This is a genomic window from Psychrobacter sp. LV10R520-6 (genome assembly GCF_900182925.1).
In the GTDB taxonomy this organism is placed as follows: Bacteria; Pseudomonadota; Gammaproteobacteria; order Pseudomonadales; family Moraxellaceae; genus Psychrobacter.
The window spans coordinates 778583-798562 of sequence record NZ_LT900024.1; the positions used below are offsets into that span (position 1 = coordinate 778583).

Annotated in this window: 14 protein-coding genes; 2 read left to right on the forward strand and 12 right to left on the reverse strand. The window is 41.9% G+C overall.

Translation table 11 applies throughout. From position 1 onward, the window contains the following. Positions 1-78: 78 nt before the first annotated feature. Together U1P77_RS03280 and U1P77_RS03285 are read right to left on the reverse strand one after the other, a co-directional pair. Positions 79-1278 (reverse strand): MltF family protein, encoded by a 1200-nt coding sequence (locus U1P77_RS03280; protein WP_321155970.1) that lies wholly within the window; start codon positions 1276-1278, stop codon positions 79-81. Between the two features lie 1119 nt (positions 1279-2397). Next, positions 2398-3252 (reverse strand): Nif3-like dinuclear metal center hexameric protein, encoded by an 855-nt coding sequence (locus U1P77_RS03285; RefSeq protein WP_321155971.1) that lies wholly within the window; start codon positions 3250-3252, stop codon positions 2398-2400. Between the two features lie 307 nt (positions 3253-3559). Here U1P77_RS03285 and U1P77_RS03290 point away from each other — a divergent pair, with 307 nt between their 5' ends. Next, positions 3560-4888 (forward strand): S1C family serine protease, encoded by a 1329-nt coding sequence (locus U1P77_RS03290; protein ID WP_321155972.1) that lies wholly within the window; start codon positions 3560-3562, stop codon positions 4886-4888. 96 nt (positions 4889-4984) lie between these two features. On the opposite strand, the gene yfaE is transcribed toward U1P77_RS03290, so the two are convergent. The 10 genes from yfaE to U1P77_RS03340 form a co-directional block, all read right to left on the reverse strand. Beyond that, positions 4985-5251 (reverse strand): class I ribonucleotide reductase maintenance protein YfaE, encoded by a 267-nt coding sequence (yfaE, locus tag U1P77_RS03295; protein WP_321155973.1) that lies wholly within the window; start codon positions 5249-5251, stop codon positions 4985-4987. 184 nt (positions 5252-5435) lie between these two features. Then, positions 5436-6569 (reverse strand): class Ia ribonucleoside-diphosphate reductase subunit beta, encoded by a 1134-nt coding sequence (gene nrdB, locus U1P77_RS03300; protein ID WP_321155974.1) that lies wholly within the window; start codon positions 6567-6569, stop codon positions 5436-5438. 64 nt (positions 6570-6633) lie between these two features. After that, positions 6634-6990 (reverse strand): hypothetical protein, encoded by a 357-nt coding sequence (locus tag U1P77_RS03305; protein ID WP_321155975.1) that lies wholly within the window; start codon positions 6988-6990, stop codon positions 6634-6636. A 603-nt stretch (positions 6991-7593) separates the two neighbouring features. Next, positions 7594-8265 carry a hypothetical protein gene (locus tag U1P77_RS03310; protein ID WP_321155976.1) on the reverse strand — a complete coding sequence of 224 codons (672 nt, stop codon included), beginning with the start codon at positions 8263-8265 and terminating at the stop codon, positions 7594-7596. Positions 8266-8289: 24 nt separating this feature from the next. Beyond that, on the reverse strand, positions 8290-8571 hold the full coding sequence (locus U1P77_RS03315) for a hypothetical protein (protein WP_321155977.1): 282 nt from the start codon (positions 8569-8571) through the stop codon (positions 8290-8292). A 101-nt stretch (positions 8572-8672) separates the two neighbouring features. Beyond that, the gene (gene nrdA, locus U1P77_RS03320) at positions 8673-10949 is read right to left on the reverse strand and encodes a class 1a ribonucleoside-diphosphate reductase subunit alpha (protein ID WP_321155978.1); all 2277 of its coding nucleotides are present in this window, start codon (positions 10947-10949) and stop codon (positions 8673-8675) included. A gap of 552 nt (positions 10950-11501) precedes the next feature. Then, entirely contained in the window at positions 11502-11861 is a 360-nt protein-coding gene (locus U1P77_RS03325) for a YbeD family protein (protein WP_321155979.1), read from the reverse strand. A 246-nt stretch (positions 11862-12107) separates the two neighbouring features. Continuing rightward, positions 12108-13985, reverse strand: coding sequence for an RNA polymerase sigma factor RpoD (gene rpoD / locus U1P77_RS03330; protein WP_321155980.1), 1878 nt, complete (start codon positions 13983-13985; stop codon positions 12108-12110). Positions 13986-14484: 499 nt separating this feature from the next. Next, positions 14485-16587 carry a DNA primase gene (locus tag U1P77_RS03335; RefSeq protein ID WP_321155981.1) on the reverse strand — a complete coding sequence of 701 codons (2103 nt, stop codon included), beginning with the start codon at positions 16585-16587 and terminating at the stop codon, positions 14485-14487. A 152-nt stretch (positions 16588-16739) separates the two neighbouring features. After that, a complete protein-coding gene (locus U1P77_RS03340) occupies positions 16740-17954 on the reverse strand; it encodes an outer membrane protein assembly factor BamD (protein WP_321155982.1) in 1215 nt (404 codons plus the stop codon). A gap of 791 nt (positions 17955-18745) precedes the next feature. Between U1P77_RS03340 and U1P77_RS03345 the strand changes: the two genes are divergently transcribed. Next, positions 18746-19951, forward strand: coding sequence for an RluA family pseudouridine synthase (locus tag U1P77_RS03345; protein ID WP_321155983.1), 1206 nt, complete (start codon positions 18746-18748; stop codon positions 19949-19951). Positions 19952-19980 lie beyond the last annotated feature (29 nt).

A 19980-nucleotide genomic window follows, 5' to 3' on the forward strand; every position in this document is an offset into this window, starting at 1 on the left:
TATTTGAAGATTTTTTATTTAAAGTCTTCTTGTTTAAAGACTTTTTTAGAGAGTGCTATCAAACCGTTTCAGTCTTAATTAAACAGTCTCGGTCTTGATAGTTTCAAGATAACTTCTAATGTTGCTTACATAGTGCATAGCCTGACCGTAACGGCTATTCGATGCTCTATGTTCTGATAGATAGGCATAGACGTTCGCCCAGCTCTTGTCATCAATACCGTCAGCACTAAGCTTACGCTGAATGCGCTTCACTGCATTCGGACCCATATTATAGCCAGCTAGCGCGAACCAAATGCGATCTGTTTTTGGCACATCCGCAAAGTCGGACTTCATCTGCTCTAAATAGCGGGCGCCGCCACTGATACTTTGGCTAGGGTCAACGCGGTCAGAGACCCCCATGGCTTTTGCGGTGCTATTAGTCAGCATCATAAGACCGCGCACCCCTGTTGGTGATACGGCATTGGCATCAAGATGCGATTCTTGATAGCCCATTGCTACCAATAGCTCCCAATCATGATTATAGTTTTGCGCTTGCTCTTCAAAAGAAGACTGATAATCAGGCAATTTCTCGGTCAGTGTGGTCTTGAAATGCTGCTGACTATAAGCGTCTTTGAGTAAGTTTTGATTATAAAATGCCGCTAATTTTTGAGTCTCTTCTAGCTTGATACCATTACATAAAAAATAACTGGCTTTTTTTGATAACGGATCATCTGCTCCGTTAAACGTCCAGCTGACTTTAGGGTGTAAGCCATTTTTAGTCAAGCTGGTATCATAGCCACAGCTCAAATTAACTGAGGATAAGGCAAGCTGGCTTTTCAATTGGGTACTAGCAGTCGTTAACGCCATGTCAGCATCACCTGACTGTAGCGCTCTTAGTGCCGCTTCCTCACTAGCATAGGCTTTTAGATCAATAGTGACCCCAAGCTCATCTGCATAGCTGCGTACCAAGTCATAACCGAAGCCATGTTGGAAGCCATCAGTGGCAAAGTAGGTACTGTCGCCAGGCACAGCCGCGATAGTTAACGTCTGTTCCAGCATGACCTGATCATAGGCTGGCACCGGATCGCCCATTGTCGTTAGACTCTCGGCGGGTAGGGATAATAAAGCAATGCTGGCTGCTTGTATTAATTTTTTAGACTTTCCAAAACGAGACGATGAAAGGTGGGGAACGAGGTTACTTCTAGTGCTAAGTGAGCGCTTGGCCGGACGCAGTAGGTAAGAGATACGGCGTTTGGCACCTTGCGCAGATACTTTGACACGATAAGTAATACGTTGCATTGAGGTCTCCTAATTTTAGCCATCCTGCTTACCCTAAAAATGCGTTATCAGCGTAGACCTATAATCATAAGACAGGCATACGCTAAAATTACATCTTAAATGACATCACACTTAGTAATAGCATAAGAGTGGTATCACTTTGAATAAATATAGAAGCCATTTACAGAGGTTATTTACATGAGTTAGTCATACAAAAAAACAATATAAAAATGGCGGTGTAACCCGTTTGCTAGCGTAAGATTAAAAGTAATAACGCACAGCACGAATAAGGACAAAAATTAAATGATCCTTCAATCAAAAACAGGTTAAACAACTATATTAAACATAGGTAAGGTCATGAATAAGTTATCGAGACATAGGCGTGGGCAGTAATACTGACGTTGATACAGTCGTTAAAAAATACAACTAAAACTTGAATCAACTTTTACTGCGCTATTGTTAGTGGTTGTATACTCTATATATAACTGATAGGGCATAGTCTTTACTGATACGCTAACGTCTAGCAACACGAATAAATAACTGACTTTATGAAATTTATCATTCAACTAATAAATTAATTTATAAAATCATGCTACACCGTTATTGCTATGCTAAATATAAGAGATACGGTGACGCTGAGTATATATTGTGCAATCACAGTGTCTCTTTAGGTAATTATTCCGATTTTCATCAGTCATTATTATTGGTAAATAGCAAACAAAAACCGATTATTTCGTATATTTGAAGCTATGTACCATATGATGTGATGAGTATGTAAACAATGACCATTTATCTAGCGCTATAACTGGAAGCTGTAATAAATGGGAAGTTTCATGACAAAACGTTCTTTTACAAGTAACTAATATGCGGTTATTAGTCACAGTATTCAAGTTAAGTTAAGAAAAGAGCGATAAAACTTAACAATCAGGCTACAGACGGTCAAGAAAAGACCTATTTAATATTTTTTTAGTAAACTAAAGTTTTACAAATATAAAATAACTCTTGCTTAGCATCTTATCTTTATAGTGGGAAGTTAAATTAAGGAATAGCGTTGATTGGCTCATCAAATCAGAGCAACTATTATGTTTAATTAGCGAAATGCATCATTATCATGCCTCATTCGATGAGCTTAGCCGCTTATTAGGCTGGGTTATCAATGTCAATAAAGCTTACTGGTAATTTAAAATGTTGGGCGATTAACTCACCCAATGCTTGGATACCGTTGCGTTCTGTAGCGTGATGACCGCAGGCGAAATAGTCGATTCCAAGCTCACGAGCAATATGGGTGGTACGTTCTGAGATTTCACCTGAGATAAAAACATCACAGCCCATTGCTGCTGCTTGTTCAATCATGTCTTGTGCGCCGCCAGTACATATTCCGATACGCTTAAGCAGCTTTGAGTCAGCAGTATTGTTTTCGATATCAGTCGGGATATTAGTGGGAGTATTAGAATGTTGATAGTTACTTGAGATATGCAGCGGTTCTCTTCCTAGTGCTTGAGTGATGCAAGTAATCAGACTTTGCGCACTTTGCGGAGTACAAGTGGCAATATTGCCCACCGGATGCGACTCATTAGGGTACAGTGGCCCAGTAATGGTCATGCCTAGCATCTCTGCAAGTTTAACGTTATTGCCGATGACGGGATGTCCATCAAGGGGTAGGTGATAGGCAATTAAAGAGATGCCATGCTGCATTAATTTACGGATACGTTGACCTTTCATGCCTACTAGGGGGGCAGATTCCCCTTTCCAAAAATAACCGTGATGTACCATAATAGCTTCGGCGTTAGCTGCAATTGCGGCGTCAATTAAGGCCTCACAAGCAGTAACACCAGTAATGATACGTCGAATAGGTCGTCCGCCATCCACTTGTAAGCCGTTGGGGGCGTAGTCTTTAAAGGCGTCAGCAGATAAGTACTCATCACAAAATTGCGTTAACGTTTGCGCGGTTATCGATGTATTCGATAGTTCAATTATGGCATTTTTAGTTGTCATTATATTTTCCTGTTGTGCTTTAATTAGTGTAATAATTAATGGGATTTAATTATTAGTGGGTTTTGCTGAATTTTTGGTATTACTTATAGCATCAAAAGACAGAACAATAGCTAGAATGCTTATAAGAGTGATTTTATCATACCGCTGAAAAAATTCTGATAAGCACACTAACTGAAATGGTACACGATGCGTTACTATTGGACTGTGTTGCCAGTTATAATTTACATACATGAATGTGTCCATCTGAAGCACTCAGCTGATAACCCTTATCAACGCTTGTTTATATAAAATTTATAGAGGTTTTTATATGTCGTCATTCTCGAATGCCAACAATAGGGCAGCTTTTTGGCAATGGTTACCATGGTTATTATTGCTAGTTTTTGTTGCAGGGTTTATTTGGCTATTTGTGAGTATGAAAACGGCTTCGGAAGCAAAATGGGAGCCACCAAGAACCACGCCTGCTGAGCAGCAAGCCTCCGCGCCTGTTGCCGACACGCCAGCACCTATCTCTTCTTATCACAATGCGGTCGCTCGGGCATCGCAGTCGGTGGTCAATATTTATACCACCCAAACTATGGCTGAGCATCCTTATATGGATGATCCCGTTTTGCGGCGCCTCTTTGAGTTTCATGGTGAGTCTCCGCAAGATCAAGACATGACCAATTTAGGCTCCGGCGTTATTGTGTCAGAAGATGGCTATATCGTTACTAATGCTCATGTGATTGAAAAAGCGGATGAGATCACCGTGGCTTTTAGCGATGGCCGTAAGAGTCGCGCCAAAGTTATTGGTACCGATCCTGGTAGTGATTTGGCAGTAATTAAAGTGGGTATGACAGGATTGATTCCCCTTAGCTTTCGTGAAGCGCCCATTCGAGTTGGCGATGTAGCGTTGGCCATTGGTAATCCATTTGGCGTGGGACAGACGGTCACTCAAGGGATTATTTCAGCGACCGGGCGCACTGGACTGGGAGTGAACAAGTTTGAAGACTTTATCCAAACCGATGCTGCTATTAATCCCGGTAACTCAGGTGGGGCTTTAGTCGATGCTCGTGGTGAGTTGGTGGGTATTAATACCGTTATCTTCTCGCGCTCTGGCGGCTCTGTAGGGATTGGTTTTGCCATTCCCACAGTACTGATTGAGCAGGTAATGAATGGTTTAATCAAAAATGGTCGCGTGAGCCGTGGCTGGTTAGGTATCGAGATCCAGTCACAGCTGCGTGATCCAACCCGTCTTGAAACCTCAACCGGTGTGGAAGTGCTTAACGTTATCGATAAAGGTCCTGCAGCCAAAAGTGGTTTGAAAGTTGGTGATATTATCCTAACCATTGATGGGGTGGAGATGACCGACGCCAATAAGTTGATTCAGTATGTGGCTCGTAAGCCGCCAACAACTGAGCTCAACGCACAAATATTGCGTAATGGCAAAAACAAACAAATCAAAATTTTGCTAGCTGAGCGCCCACAGCAAGAAATTGTTGAAATGCCCGAAATTATCAATGATGAAAGCTTTGAGGATCAGCCAAGCTATCACGGCCAAAATCAGAACCAGCCGACGATGTCGGAAGAAGAGCGGGTTCGTATGCGTGAAGAGTTGCTACAGTTGTTTGAAAGAGACGGTGCACCCCAATCTCAGTAGGAATGAATGTTTAAAGTAATATACAGACAATGAAAAGCGCGTTATCTTGCTTAAGATAGCGCGCTTTTCATTGTCTGTTTTTAAAGGACTTATAAGTTAGTTTTTGATATATTCGTGATTGATATAAATAACGCCTTGCACACGACAACAGCATGACAATATTTCATCGTCTTCAATCATTGCCAGCGGCGAAAACGGATAATCAACTGGGTGTGAGCTTGCAATGCGGCGTATACGGCAGCTGCCACAATAGCCTTCTCTGCATTGATAGTTGACCTCATGACCCGTCCGCAATAGCCCATCTAGCAGACTCTCATCGTCATGCAAGTAGAACTGCTTTTTACTGGTCATTACCCATGTCATAGCAAATCCTACGCTGTACTATCAGCCTTCAAATTAAGTTTAGCAGTTAGTTTGACGATATCGAACTAACTGCTGTTCTATAGTAAATACTCAGTAAAATAGTTACAGTATATAAACTTGCGGGCCTGATAAAATTGTTGCGCTTGCTGTGCGACTGTATCACTCAAGAGGCTGCAATAATTCCTTATAACTCAAAGTCATCAAAGTTACTGTCTGATAAATCCGAGTCAATTTGTCCGACTAAATAAGAGCTGATTTCAGTCTCTTGTGGGGCGACCTGAACATTATCAGACGACAGCCAAGTATTAATCCATGGAATTGGATTTGACTTAGAGTTCGGGAACGCTGATGGCAGGCCGACCGCTTCCATACGCAAGTTGGTAATATATTCGATATATTGGCATAGAATGTCTTTATTCAGCCCAATCATCGAGCCATCTTTAAATAAATAGCCTGCCCATTCTTTCTCTTGCTCAGCCGCTTTGCGGAATATCTCAATGCTTTCTTCATAGCAATCATTGGCAATCTGTACCATTTCTGGATCATCTTTACCGTTGCGCATGAGGTTCAGGATATGCTGCGTACCGGTTAAATGTAGCGCTTCATCACGGGCGATAAGCTTGATAATCTTGGCATTACCTTCCATTAGCTTACGTTCAGCAAAGGCGAACGAGCAAGCAAACGACACATAAAAACGAATGGCTTCTAATACGTTGACCGCCATGATGCACAGATAAAGCTGCTTTTTAAGCGAAGTTAAATCAACGGTAACTTGCTCACCATTGACCGTATGCGTACCTGCACCATATAAGTTATATAGCTGAGCATTATAATAGAGATCATCATAATATTTTGCAATATCAGAGGCGCGCTCCAAAATATGGTCATTAGCCATGATGTCATCGAACACGACGCTGGGATCGTTGACGATGTTACGAATAATATGGGTGTAGCTGCGTGAGTGAATGGTTTCAGAAAACGTCCAAGTCTCAATCCAAGTTTCAAGCTCTGGAATAGAAACCAAGGGTAATAGTACGACGTTTGGGCTGCGACCTTGAATAGAGTCGAGTAGGGTTTGGTATTTTAGATTACTAATAAAGATATGTTGCTCATGCGAGGATAGATTACCGTAGTCAATCCGGTCGCGTGAGACATCGACTTCTTCTGGTCGCCAAAAAAACGACAACTGCTTTTCAATCAATTGCTCAAAGATAGGATGCTTTTGCTGATCATAGCGCGCCACGTTGACCGGCTGACCAAAGAACATCGGTTCTTTCATAGCGTCATTTGGCGTTTGATTAAAAATGGAGTAAGTCATGGGGCTGCCTTATAAGTTATACATATTATTAATCTAAAATTTTGAAAACATCAGCAAAAATGAGTTATAAGTTCTCTAAAGATATTTGTATCGGTACTTGTCCATCATTCATATAAGCTTTAAGCATTTCGCTTAGCTCGACATCATCCAATGCGTCTAATTCATCGATAGCACTCTTACGCCGCGTACTCAAATCAAAATCTTGTGGTTGTTTTGATGATTGCTTTGGCGTCTGTTTCTTCACTGGTTTTTTGAGTTGTTTTGGCGCTTGTTTCTTTGGTTCTGCACTTGAGCTTAATTGCTTACGCACATCTTCAATATCTACTTCTACTTGTACAATGTGTGAGTGACCATCGTTTAAGTCTGAAAATACGTTAGGGATAAACAAACCACCGTCTTTGATGATTGCGGTATATTGCACGTCTATGACCTCCGTCGTTTTTATTCTTTGTATGTGTTTCAATTATAGCGGTGAAGCCAAAGTGTTTTCGTTTTATAGTATAAATTTTGGGTAGCCAATCCCGCCTACCGCTTGTATCTGCCTAGCCGATGTCGTGCGGTCTAATGTGTCTGGTCGCATTCCTGTTGTCTCGATACTACGCCTAGCCACGGACCGCATCGCCATCGTCGTCAGCAGGATACCGCTATAGTCGGGGCTAAACAACCTTGTTAGGGCGTAGTTCATTATTTATTAATGGTAAAATCTGGCGTAGGGTGCTTTTTAAGCACCTTTTAACAAGCAAATGTGAACCTAATTTTTACATCTATTAAAGTATTTATTACTCATAAAAATTAGACTTTTCATAACATCGGTGCGTGGAACGCACCCTACAACACAATTAACCGTACGCTATAAGTTGGGCGTAGGCTGTAGCTTTAGCACAGCAACAAGGTTGCAAATTTCTAAATTCTGGGTTAAAAACCCAGCCTACAACACCTGCTACGGTTCTAAAAGTAGGTTGTTGTCGAGGGACGATACACAACCTAAGATAGCTTTTATTTTTTAACAAGCATATATATGATATTAATTAGCGTAGATATAAGTAGAATGATCATCATTTACTGAGATTTCAAAGTCAAAATGCTTACTTATTTCTATTGAAAGCTGACCTATGTTCAAAATCTCATCAAACTTCGGGTTATCAGACGAGATATTACTTAAAATACGTTTGTATATGCTTTCCAATTTAATAAAAAATTCTAAAAACCAACTATGCTCAATATGTTTGTACAGGGCTGTTTCTTCGAGATTCTTATTGAATTCATCATTGAACATCCACCCCAAATAATAGTTTGAGTACTTTATTAAATTCCCGATATTTCTAAATATAATCATCATCATGTCAAATGGTTTATCACTTAAGCCTTTTGCAAAGTTTAATTCATCTACGATAGTTTCTAATTTTTCTATAACTATTTCTCTAAAACTCTGTTCAGGATTTTCCCCAATATTAGCACTAAAAAAACATGCTGAAAATTCTGACCAACCTGCCATAGAGGTTTCATACACAATCTGTTCGTAATGACTTTCATAGTCTTTTATAGTTGGTATTGTTTTAAAAATGCTATGCAATAAGAAATCAACATGTATATGACCGCATTCATGAGCAATTATTTGTAGCATGCGCATTATTTCTTCTTGATTTCCACTTTGTTCTTTAACCAGCAATGGAATGATTGAAATATCTTTAAGCACGATATAACTTTGTAACCCTTCTTCTTATTCTTTTGTTATAGCCATTGCACATCCTATAACTTCACCTTCAGAAGGTTTTCTATTTTCATCAATTAGTTTTATAGCTTTTTTGTACCCTGAATCACCACAAGCTATAGATATACCTTTTAAATTTTCTAAGTCTAAAAGCTTGCCGACTTGAAAAAAAATATCGCGTAAGTTTGAGCAAATGCTATTGGATTGACTATCGGGAATATGGACACAAGTTATTGGAGTCTCATAACTAAAAGTAGATGGATAATCTTCGTATGAAATTTCATTAGCCATTTTCTATCCTTTACAGCAAATTTCAATAGTTGCTATGGGTTCTAGTTTAGCAATAAACAGCGAGCTCAACCCAAAAGCCAAGCCCGCCATCCATCAAAAACCTAAATCTTACAAGCGCCACCAGCACAATCATCTTCCATATCCGCTTGGGCATCATTCGCACCGTCACGAGTGTTGTGATAGTACAACGTCTTCACACCAAGCTTATACGCGGTCAACAAGTCTTGTAATAGCACTTTCATCGGTACGCGCTGACCTTCAAAGCGAGTAGGGTCATAGTTGGTATTGGCAGAAATACTTTGATCCACGAACTTTTGCATGATGGCGACTAATTTTAAGTAGCCGTCATTGTTCGGCATTTGCCACAATAGCTCATACTGGTTTCTAAGCTTGTCAATCTCAGGAACCACTTGCTTTAAGATGCCATCTTTTGACGCTTTAATAGACACCAGACCGCGTGGTGGCTCGATACCATTGGTCGCGTTGGCAATCTGACTGGAAGTCTCAGACGGCATCAAGGCGGTTAGGGTTGAGTTGCGTAGACCATGAGTAGTAATCTCAGTACGCAACGTTTCCCAATCTAGATGTAGCGGCTCTTGGCAGATTTTATCCAAGTCTTTCTTATAAGTATCAATTGGCAAGATACCTTGCGAATAAGTGGTCTCATTAAAAGCAGGGCAGGCACCTTGCTCTTTTGCTAATTTGTTTGACGCTTTTAGTAAATAATACTGTAGCGCTTCAAAGGTTTGATGAGTCAGACCTAATGCTGAGCCATCTGAATAGCGCACGCCATTCTTGGCAAGATAATAAGCGTAGTTAATCACGCCAACACCTAACGTACGGCGGCGCATACTGCCATTTTCAGCGGCTTTAACCGGATAATCTTGATAATCGAGTAGGGCATCAAGCGCACGTACGATTAGCTCAGCTGGTTCTTCAATATCGCTGACGTTATCAACTTTACCTAAGTTGACCGCAGATAGCGTACATAGGGCAATCTCGCCTTCCTCGTCATTGATATTATCAAGTGGCTTAGTCGGTAACGCAATTTCCATACATAGGTTCGATTGGCGAATAGGTGCGACGGTTGGATCGAATGGGCTGTGAGTGTTGCAATGGTCAACGTTTTGGATATAAATACGACCGGTGCTGGCACGCTCTTGCATCATCAGGCTAAACAACTCCGTCGCTGGAATTTGGCGCTGACGAATTGATTTGTCTTGCTCGTACTTAGTATATAGCTCTTCAAACTTGTCTTGATCTTCAAAGAACGCATCGTATAAGCCAGGGACATCTGATGGTGAGAATAAAGTGATGTCTTGACCTTTAATCAAACGGCTGTACAAGGTTTTATTGAGCTGAACGCCGTAGTCCATATGGCGAACACGGTTGTCTTCAACACCGCGGTTGTTTTTTAGTACCAATAGCGACTCAACTTCTAGATGCCATAAAGGATAGAATAAGGTCGCTGCGCCGCCACGGACGCCACCTTGTGAGCAGCATTTAACAGCGGTTTGGAAAAGTTTGTAGAAAGGAATACAGCCAGTATGCTGAGCTTCACCGCTACGGATAGGGCTACCAAGGGCGCGAATACGACCGGCATTGATACCAATACCCGCACGCTGCGAGACGTAGCGTACGATAGCACTGGTAGTGGCGTTGATTGAATCTAGGTTGTCACCACACTCAATCAGCACGCATGAGCTAAACTGACGTGATGGGGTACGTACACCTGACATAATCGGCGTTGGTAAAGAGATTTTAAATTGTGAAGTGGCATCATAAAAGCGTTTTACGAAATTCAGACGTTCTGATTTATCATATTTGCTAAATAAACACATACCGACCAGCATATATAAGAACTGTGGACTTTCATAAACTTTCTTAGCCACGCGGTCTTGTACCAGATACTTACCGGCCATTTGCTCAACGGCAGCATAGGCAAGGTTCATATCACGCCAATGATCGATATAATCGTTTAACTCATCAAACTCTTCGCGGCTATAGTCCGCTAAAATATGTTGGTCGTATTTGCCAGCGTCCGTTAACTTCTGTACATGGTCAAACAAATGCGGCGGTGTAAATCTATTGTAGGCAATTTTACGCAAATGAAAGATAGCCAAGCGTGCGGCTACATACTGATAGTCAGGTGTATTTTCAGAGATTAAATCAGCCGCAGATTTAATAATAGTTTCGTGAATATCGCGAGTTTTGATACCTTCATAAAACTGGATGTGCGATTTTAGCTCAACTTGTGATACTGACACATTATCTAAATTGTGAGCGGCCCACTCAATGACTTTATGGATTTTATCTAAATCAATTGGCTCGAGACGTCCATCACGTTTGGTCACTTGAATTTTATCGATATGTGTCATGCTACCCTCTATTGTTAATTGCTGATATTATTTGTCGCACGGATAAAACCGTTTGACTTTTCTGTAGCACACGGCTATTCAGTATTGCGTTATCTGAGCTTTTCTTAAGCAAAAGACTACCGCTGCTCATGGTGATGTTAAAAATCACTGAACACTATATATAGCGTGTGTAGTAGTAAGTAGGCACAATATAGCGGGAAAATACTAAAAATACTAGATTGATTTTATCAGGATTATATGTTGCGAGTAGAACAGAAGGGTTCGTTTGCGACGTAAAGAACGATGGGATAAGGGTTAGCTGTGATTGGCTTAAAAATAAAATATTTGTAAAAAAATAACTACGATTTGTTTTTTATCACCTGGTGAAATTGTCAATAATAATAGTGATAATAAGGGTAAAAATACGGGTGCTGATTGTACCTGAGACTATAAAAAATCGCCACCCATATGAGTGACGATTGTGGTTATTATAATAGCTGTTATTTTCAATGTTATACGTAGTTTAATAACGTTAGATCATCACCGTACGTACATTACAACGCTATAGGCAAATCACAGTGCCATACGTACGGTTTTCGCACCATCAAGTGACGCATATAGGGTATTGACTTGTTCGGCTGATGTTAAATACAGATTGACCCGTGCCGAGTGGAAACGCCCAGTTTTGGATGGTTTAACTTGGATAGAAGCCAAATCAAAATCAGGGAATTGACTGCCAAGAATCAGCTTTACTTCATTGAGTAAGCTTTCATGCTCGCCTTCATGACCGATAATGCTTAATGGATAGTCCATAGGGAAGTTCCACAACTCAGGATTCTGAATGTCGGTTTTTTTGCCTTTGATATTATCGCTATTTAAAGAAATTTCACTGACATTGACTTCTTTTTTAGGGTCTTGTTGATTGTCACTCATTATAAAATCCTTATCGCCATTTGAAAATTAATTATTTGAAAAATGCGGGTTTAATTATATTTATTTGATGGTTCGATACTGCTTTGGTGGTTCAATTTTGGTGGTTCAGTACTACTGTACTTAATGATAAGCCACAAAAAAGCTGAGACGCGCTCAGCTTTTAGGGTTATATCTAGTACTAGACTTAAAGGTACTGTGCTTAAAAGCTAATACCTTTATAAGGACTTAGCTCCTTACTTTCAAGAACTAGTCATTTTCAAGGAATGAACGCAAGTGCTCAGAGCGTGAAGGATGACGTAATTTACGTAAAGCCTTTGCTTCAATCTGACGAATACGCTCACGGGTTACATCGAACTGCTTGCCGACTTCTTCAAGGGTATGATCGGTTGGCATATCAATACCAAAGCGCATTTTTAGCACGCGCGCTTCACGTTCAGTCAGATTGCCAAGTACATCACGAGTCGCTTCACGCAGACCCTCTGACGTTGCATCATCAACGGGGCTGGAGATAGTCGAATCTTCGATGAAATCACCTAAGTGTGAGTCTTCATCATCACCGATAGGGGTCTCCATGGAGATAGGTTCTTTGGCAATTTTGAGCACTTTACGGACTTTAACTTCGTCCATCTCTAAGCGTTCGCCTAGTTCTTCAGGTGTTGGCTCACGTCCCATCTCTTGTAACAGCTGACGAGAAACGCGGTTAATCTTGTTAATAGTCTCAATCATATGCACCGGAATACGGATGGTGCGCGCCTGATCTGCGATAGAGCGGGTAATCGCCTGACGAATCCACCAAGTTGCATAAGTTGAGAATTTATAACCACGACGATATTCAAACTTATCAACCGCTTTCATCAGACCAATATTACCTTCTTGAATAAGATCCAAGAACTGTAGGCCACGATTGGTGTACTTCTTAGCGATAGAAATAACCAAACGCAAGTTAGCTTCGACCATCTCTTTCTTAGCGCGGCGAGCTTTCGCTTCACCAATAGCCATACCACGTGCCACATCTTTCATATCATGAATTTCCATGTTGAGCTTATGCTCATAATCACGGATAGCACGTTGCAGAAGAATAACATCATCGGTAACTTTTTCTAGCGTTGCAGCAAACGCCGGCTTACCTTTTAGACGCTCGGTGAGCCAATCAACGTTGGTTTCGTTACTGGGGAAAGTCTTACGGAACTCTTCGCGCGGCATACGACCACGGCGAATAACCAAGCGCATAATTTGACGCTCTTGTTTGCGCACATCGTCATAGACGTCATGCATGATCGCCATGACTTGATCTGACAAGCGATTGTTAAGCTTAAGCATCATAAAGCGCTCGGCAAGCTGTTTATAAGCTTCGTCAGCTTGCGTACTACCACGACCGTAATCAAGCAAAGCTTGTTTGGCAGTAATAAATAAACCTTCAATCTCTTCTAAGCGCATGCGCACTTCTTCTGGATCAATACCGCCCGTTTCTTCTTCCTCTTCTTCAGTGTCTTCTGCTTCGTCGTCTTCTTCAGCATCAGCCTTAGCGGTCACTTTAGGATTGACCTTTGGCTTAATGACAGGGATTTTTACTTCTTTGGCAGCCGCTTTGTCTTCATCAGTTTCGGGATCTAAAAACCCAGTGATAACATCAGAGAGCTTTTTGTCGCCATCTAATACGCGCTGATATTCATCAAGCACATATTGCACCGTTCCTGGCCAATAAGACATCGCATGCTGAACATCACGAATACCTTCTTCGATACGCTTGGCAATGACAATCTCGCCTTCACGCGTCAGCAAATCAACCGTTCCCATCTCACGCATATACATACGCACAGGGTCAGTGGTACGACCTGGCTCGGTTTCAACAGCAGCCAATACCGCTGCCGCCTCGTCAGCTGCCGACTCATCATCACTTGAGTCATCGTTCATCAAGATGTCATCGGCATCAGGTGCAGACTCAAATATTTTGATACCAACGTCCGTTAGCATCTGGACGATATCTTCGATCTGATCGCTTTCGGTAATGGAGTCGGGCAGCTGGTCATTCACCTCAGCATAGGTCAAATAGCCTTGCTCTTTACCCATTTGGATCAAGGTGGCCAGCTGAGACGTGGACTTAGAAACTGACTTATCGTTCATAAATACTCACTTTGTTTGCGTCGGACATTTTCGTGATATGACGGGCTACTGCTTGCTCAGTGCGCTGATCTAATCAACAGATTGATCACAAAAAAGCGTAGGGGTTGTCAATAATAACAAAAATGAATTGATATGAATAAAGGTTCAAAAAACGTCAATAAAAACACTCAAAAAACGGCTAAAAATTAAAAGCCTAAAAAATATCAAAAATAATAGGGTCTAATATTGCTGTCAATATAACCGCGGCACAGTTTAACACAGACCACAGTAATCAAGCACAATGTCACTGCTAAACGTTCAACAAGATGACTCTGACGATTGCTAACCATAATCATAAATAATGGGGCCAATATACCTTAATTTAAAGGGCGAGCACATTATAAACAAAAAGTTAACCCTAAAAACTTAATATTAAATATCAGTTTTTACTATTAATGAAATAAAAACTGGCAAAACAGGGTAATAACATCGCTATATCTACCTATATAGGCTATCTATATTAAATACTAATCATTTGCGCCGATTGTTCTGCTTGCTGTGCCCGTAACCAGTTGCTTAATAACTGCGCCTGAATGCGTACGATAGTTGCCTTGATATGATCAGGATTTTTTACCAGCTCTTGTATTTTTTTCTTCATATTGCGTTCTAAGAGTTGACTCACTAAATTTTCAATCTGCTCATCAAGGCTTAAAATATTCCTAGTGATAAGGGTTTTATAAAATGACCCCCAGTTACGGCTAAGTCCTTCTTGAGTTGAAGGCTTTAAGTTAGACAATACAAAATGTGCGGCGGCGTTAGCATCTGGCGGTAAATAACTTAGGCAGCGTTTAATGGTGCTGACCACATCCAGTAAGGCAGTATCTTGCAAGTCTTCCCAAGCTAATGGCCGTAAAGCATCAGGAGAGGCCTTTTGCTTGATATGCGCGGGTAGGTTCAAGCCATCAATACCAGCTTGTTGCCAAATCAACTCAATCGGATCATCCGTTAGGGCGCGCGGCTGAAACAAAAAACACAGCTGTAATTGCTGGCTGATGGTCATATCGCCATCAAAGTCTAATAGCGCATCTTTTGCCTCAATATTTTGGCTGCGTTTGCCGCCCAGCTTTTGATAAATGTCATTATTGAGTAGGTAACGAAAGCTGCTACCTTTAGGTAGTGAGGTCGTCAGCGTGCGCACTTGCGACATCAGCTTGGCTTTACCTTCTGCCAAAGTTAAGTCGTAGCGCTCACTTAAATAGGCAAAAATGTACTGCGATAGCGGCATGGCATTGGTGATCTGCTCACGCATAGCTTCCACGCCATGACTTTTAATAAAAGTATCTGGATCATGGTTGTTAGGCAGAGACAAAAACCTCAGCTCTTTATCATCACCGAGTACGGGTAGGCTGACTTCAAGGGTGCGCCAAGCGGCTTTTTGTCCGGCACTATCGCCATCGAAGCTTAAGGTCAACGTAGGATTTAGAGTCAGTAGGCGTGATATTTGAGCTTCATTAATGGCCGTGCCCATTGAGGCGACTGCGCCATAGATACCGGTTTGGTATAGGGCAATCACATCCATGTAACCTTCGACCACCAACCAGCGATCAGCGCGCTGCTGGCGGGATTCGTAATAGCCATATAATACGTGCTGCTTATGAAAAACAGGCGAGTCTGAAGAGTTAATATATTTGGGTTTTACTTCATCATCGAGCGCGCGACCGCCAAAGCCAATAATACGACCTTGGTTATCACGAATCGGAAATATAACCCGATCGCGCAGCAAGTCATAATCACGCCCAGACTCTGATTGGCGCACCAAGCCTAAGGCTTTAAGTCCTTCTATATCTTGCGGAAACTGATGCTCAAGATGTTGCCAACCGAATGGTGCATAACCCAGCCCAAAGGTTTCTAAACTTTGCTCAGTGACACCGCGCGTGGCAAAATAGTGCTTAGCGTGGGGATGGGTGGTTAGATTGTGCTGATAGAACTGCTGAATTTGGGTCAATAACTCATATAAGTTACCGTCTTTATCGGCGGCGGCATTGTCTACATTTGAGCTTATGGATTCAGCGTCATCTGTCAGCCATGCTGGCGGACTGCTATTATGATCAGTGCCGTCATAATCAGTAGCATAAGGTATGTTAGTGGGAAGGTTGTTGTCACTGGCATTGTCATCATAGGCGTACTGATCCTCATACTGAGGATAGTCAGGTGGGCTACTAGTTGCTATCGACTGTCCCTCTGAGGGTATAACAGGCGCTGCTGGTTTTACTATAGGCTTAGTGACCGGTTTAGGTTTGCTACGCTGATAGCTGACATTTTGCTGTTCTTCTTGCGGTACTTCAATGCCTGTTTGCTTTGATAGTTCATTGACCGCTTCGATAAAGGTTAAGTTCTCATAGTCACGCAAAAAGCTGATGGCATTACCACCAACGCTACAGCCAAAGCAATGATAGATGTTTTTTTGTGGATTGACATAGAACGAGGGCGACTTTTCACCATGAAACGGACAGCAGCCTTTATATTCACTACCGGCGCGTTTAAGCGTGGTATGACGACCAATCATGCTGATCAGGTCAGCTTGGCTATTTAATTGTTCGAGAATATGGTTTGGAATGCTCATGGAAAAAATATTTTACCATAGGATGCTGAAGGATACTTGAAGACAGAAAAATAAGGCCAACCGTATCGTTGACCTTATTTTCTAATAGCGTTTATTTATAATGCAGGGACTTCTTTATGAACTGCTGTAGTTAACAAGCCCTAATGTTAAAATTAATCATCTTCGTTCATATCGTCGCTATCAGACTCAATAGGTGGCAAGGAGATGCTATCGCGGCTATCATTAAGTAACGTAGTGCGGCGCGTAGGATTGATATTTTGTGGATCAACCTCAGCTTCTCTAGCGGCGGCGCTGGCACTACCTTGGCCAGAAACTTGCTCGGTTGAGCTTTCAGGTAATCCTAAACCGAGATTGACACCACTTCGGCGGGTAGGCGTACTGCTAGCAGTTGGAGCGGCGGCCGCATTGTCGGCGGGCAATCTGAGCTGGGTGGCGGTACGAATCATCTGCGTTTTAGTCGCGCCCGTATACTGACCTTCCGTAATCGACGTATCTTTCATGCTGGCACGTCCAAGCTGCCCAAAGGTCAATTTATTCAACCAAGTGCGATCGCCTTTAGTATCAAGCTTGACGCGTCCGTCATTAGTAAGCCAATTTGGATAGTTGATTTGTAGCAAGGTTTTGTACTCCTGTGCTAAATCTGTTAGACCCAATTTTTGATGGCTATAAGCAAGGATAGCAATGGCTTCAGGCATAGACTCGCTCAACGGATAATATTGAAATACCCATTTAGCACGGTTGACTGCAGCGACATAAGCTTCACGCTCAATATACCAATTGGCCGCAGTTAGCTCACTTTCGGCAAACTGATTATAAATAAAAGTCATACGCTGGGCAGCATCTGGCGCATAGGGACTATTAGGATATTTATTGATAAGCTCTTGGAAGTTGGCAAAGGCGATACGCAAATAAGCGGTATCACGTTCGGCCTGATTGGTCTTGAATAGCTTGATGCCTTCAGATGAGCCTTGCATATTGGCCACACCGCGTACGTAATAGGCGTAGCTGACTTGCGGGTTAGACGGATACAGGCTGATAAATCGATCAGCGCTGGCGGCGGCCGTTTCATAATTGCCACTTTCATATTGCGCATACAACGTATCGAGCAGTGCTTGTTCAGCGTACTGTCCGGTAGGGTAGAAGGTACGCAAGTTAGTGAGGTCTTCAATAGCTTGGGTATAGCGTCCTTTATCAATCTGAGTAATGGCGTCACTATAGTAACCTTGCTCTGACTTCTCGGCAGTTTCAACCGCATCGACGTCTTTACCGGTCAAGTTTTTAAAGGTTTGACAGCCGACTAGGCTTACGCTTAGCGAAAGCAGAGTTACTGAGGATAGTTTGATAAACGTGTTGCCAATAGGGCGCATACTTCTTCTCCGACACAAGACGCATAATAGCAGCGGCGCTATCACACTATATAACAGGTTAATGATAAAAAGGCGATGATCACGGTAACGATAGACTGTCTATCATTGGGTGTGCTTATTATTACACGTGTCTATTGATTAAAAGAGTCTATTAATTATAAAATTCTATATTTGACATAACCGTAATTAAACATGCTTTTGATTAGATTTAACTTTGAACAAATTGCAATCAAATACAGTGCCATAGCATACAGCAAAATCTTAACTAATTTATATAATAACTTGCGACTGGTCTACTTTTTCACTATCTATTTTGTAGTTATTTGGCCAGCAAGTCATCAAATTCTATAATGAGTTAAGTTTTACCCCCTTTGTTTAAAGTAGCCGCTGCATTTTTATTAACTCACTGCTATTAATCAACTGTTATTAACTGAATAGACCGCAAGGGAGCTATTTAACGATAAGTGAGCTGTTTAAAATAGCTGTTTGTAGTCTAGCATGGGCGGCTTTAACGGGCGATGACAAATGCCGCCAGCGTTGATAAATATACAGTAAATTAACCGCAATGTTGTATTGCAGAGAGTTAATAGCTTATTATCAGGACGCTAGAGGATGAGTAACAAATGACAGATAACGGTTAGCTACTATAGGGCTTGAGCACTTGGCATGGTACACTACAGCGACCTTAGACCCGCTTTTTTTTGGCTATTTATATTTTTAATAGTCAGCTAATGGCCTATCTGTTTTCTTATAAAGCTCACCTTGGTGACTTTGCCACGTATGAATCTGCTATGAATAATGATGCTATGACCAAAAATTTAACGCCTAGTCCGTTGCTAGATAATGATTTATCAGCGCAAGAGTTACCCGTGCAGGATGAGTTGCTAAACGACAATGAAGCACGTGACGATGAGTTACTTGATAGTGACTTAATAGAAAGTGACTTAATTGACAGTGAAGACGATAATGATGATGGTGATGGTGATGGTGATGGTGATGGTGACGATTCATCTGTAGCTGGACAAGCAGTGCCAGAAATAATCGATATGACTCACACGGTGTCTGAGGAAGAATCCGGTCTGCGCATCGATAAACTGGCCTCGCAAGTGTTTACGGATTTTTCACGTGCGCAGCTACAAGGTTGGGTCAGTGATGGCAGTTTACTCTGTAACGATAACACGCAAAAGCCAAAGTACCGCGTTAAAGTCGCAGACGTTTTACATCTGTCCACGACCCTACAGCAGCATAGTGAAGATCAGCCAGAAAATATAGATATCGATGTCGTTTACGAAGATGATGCGGTATTGGTCATTAATAAACCAGTAGGCATGGTCGTGCATCCGGGTGCGGGTAATCAGACGGGCACGCTAGTTAACGCGCTACTGTATCATTATCCGCAGCAGCACCATTTACCGCGGGCAGGCTTGGTACATCGTATTGATAAAGATACCTCGGGGCTGTTACTTATTGGTAAAACCAAGCCTGCGCAGATGGCCTTGATGGCGCAGCTCAAAGATAAGTCAGTTTATCGTCATTATCAGTGTGTGGTAGCGGGTGATCAGGCCAGTCTAATGCGTAATCGACGTATCGATGCGCCGATTGGTCGCCATCGTAACCAACGCACCAAGATGACCGTAATGACCGCAGGACGTGAAGCCGTCACGCATTTGTTAGATATCACTCCGTTAAATCACAATTATTGTTTATTAGACGTGGGACTTGAAACCGGACGGACGCATCAAATCCGTGTGCATTTGAGTCATATCAGTTATCCAATAGTGGGCGACCGTGTCTATGGCGGTCGCAGGCAGTTGCGAGCAGGACTGACAGAAGAGCAGCGCAATGCCATTAGTAACTTTTCGCGGCAAGCGTTGCATGCTTACGCCTTAGGTTTTGTCCATCCGACGACGGGTGAGGATGTTAAAGTGACTACGCCTATTCCTGAAGATATGCAAAAGTTGATTGCGGCGTTAAATGATGGTTATGATCCTGAATAAAGAGTGTTGAGTATAAAAAGCTAAATGAG

Coding starts and splice junctions, on each gene's coding strand:
- U1P77_RS03280 (WP_321155970.1), bottom strand. CDS start 1,278: ATGCAACGTATTACTTATCGTGTCAAAGTATCTGCGCAAGGTGCCAAA.
- nrdA (WP_321155978.1), bottom strand. CDS start 10,949: ATGACACATATCGATAAAATTCAAGTGACCAAACGTGATGGACGTCTC.
- U1P77_RS03325 (WP_321155979.1), bottom strand. CDS start 11,861: ATGAGTGACAATCAACAAGACCCTAAAAAAGAAGTCAATGTCAGTGAA.
- yfaE (WP_321155973.1), bottom strand. CDS start 5,251: ATGACATGGGTAATGACCAGTAAAAAGCAGTTCTACTTGCATGACGAT.
- U1P77_RS03315 (WP_321155977.1), bottom strand. CDS start 8,571: ATGGCTAATGAAATTTCATACGAAGATTATCCATCTACTTTTAGTTAT.
- U1P77_RS03290 (WP_321155972.1), top strand. CDS start 3,560: ATGTCGTCATTCTCGAATGCCAACAATAGGGCAGCTTTTTGGCAATGG.
- rpoD (WP_321155980.1), bottom strand. CDS start 13,985: ATGAACGATAAGTCAGTTTCTAAGTCCACGTCTCAGCTGGCCACCTTG.
- U1P77_RS03345 (WP_321155983.1), top strand. CDS start 18,746: ATGAATAATGATGCTATGACCAAAAATTTAACGCCTAGTCCGTTGCTA.
- U1P77_RS03285 (WP_321155971.1), bottom strand. CDS start 3,252: ATGACAACTAAAAATGCCATAATTGAACTATCGAATACATCGATAACC.
- U1P77_RS03340 (WP_321155982.1), bottom strand. CDS start 17,954: ATGCGCCCTATTGGCAACACGTTTATCAAACTATCCTCAGTAACTCTG.
- nrdB (WP_321155974.1), bottom strand. CDS start 6,569: ATGACTTACTCCATTTTTAATCAAACGCCAAATGACGCTATGAAAGAA.
- U1P77_RS03335 (WP_321155981.1), bottom strand. CDS start 16,587: ATGAGCATTCCAAACCATATTCTCGAACAATTAAATAGCCAAGCTGAC.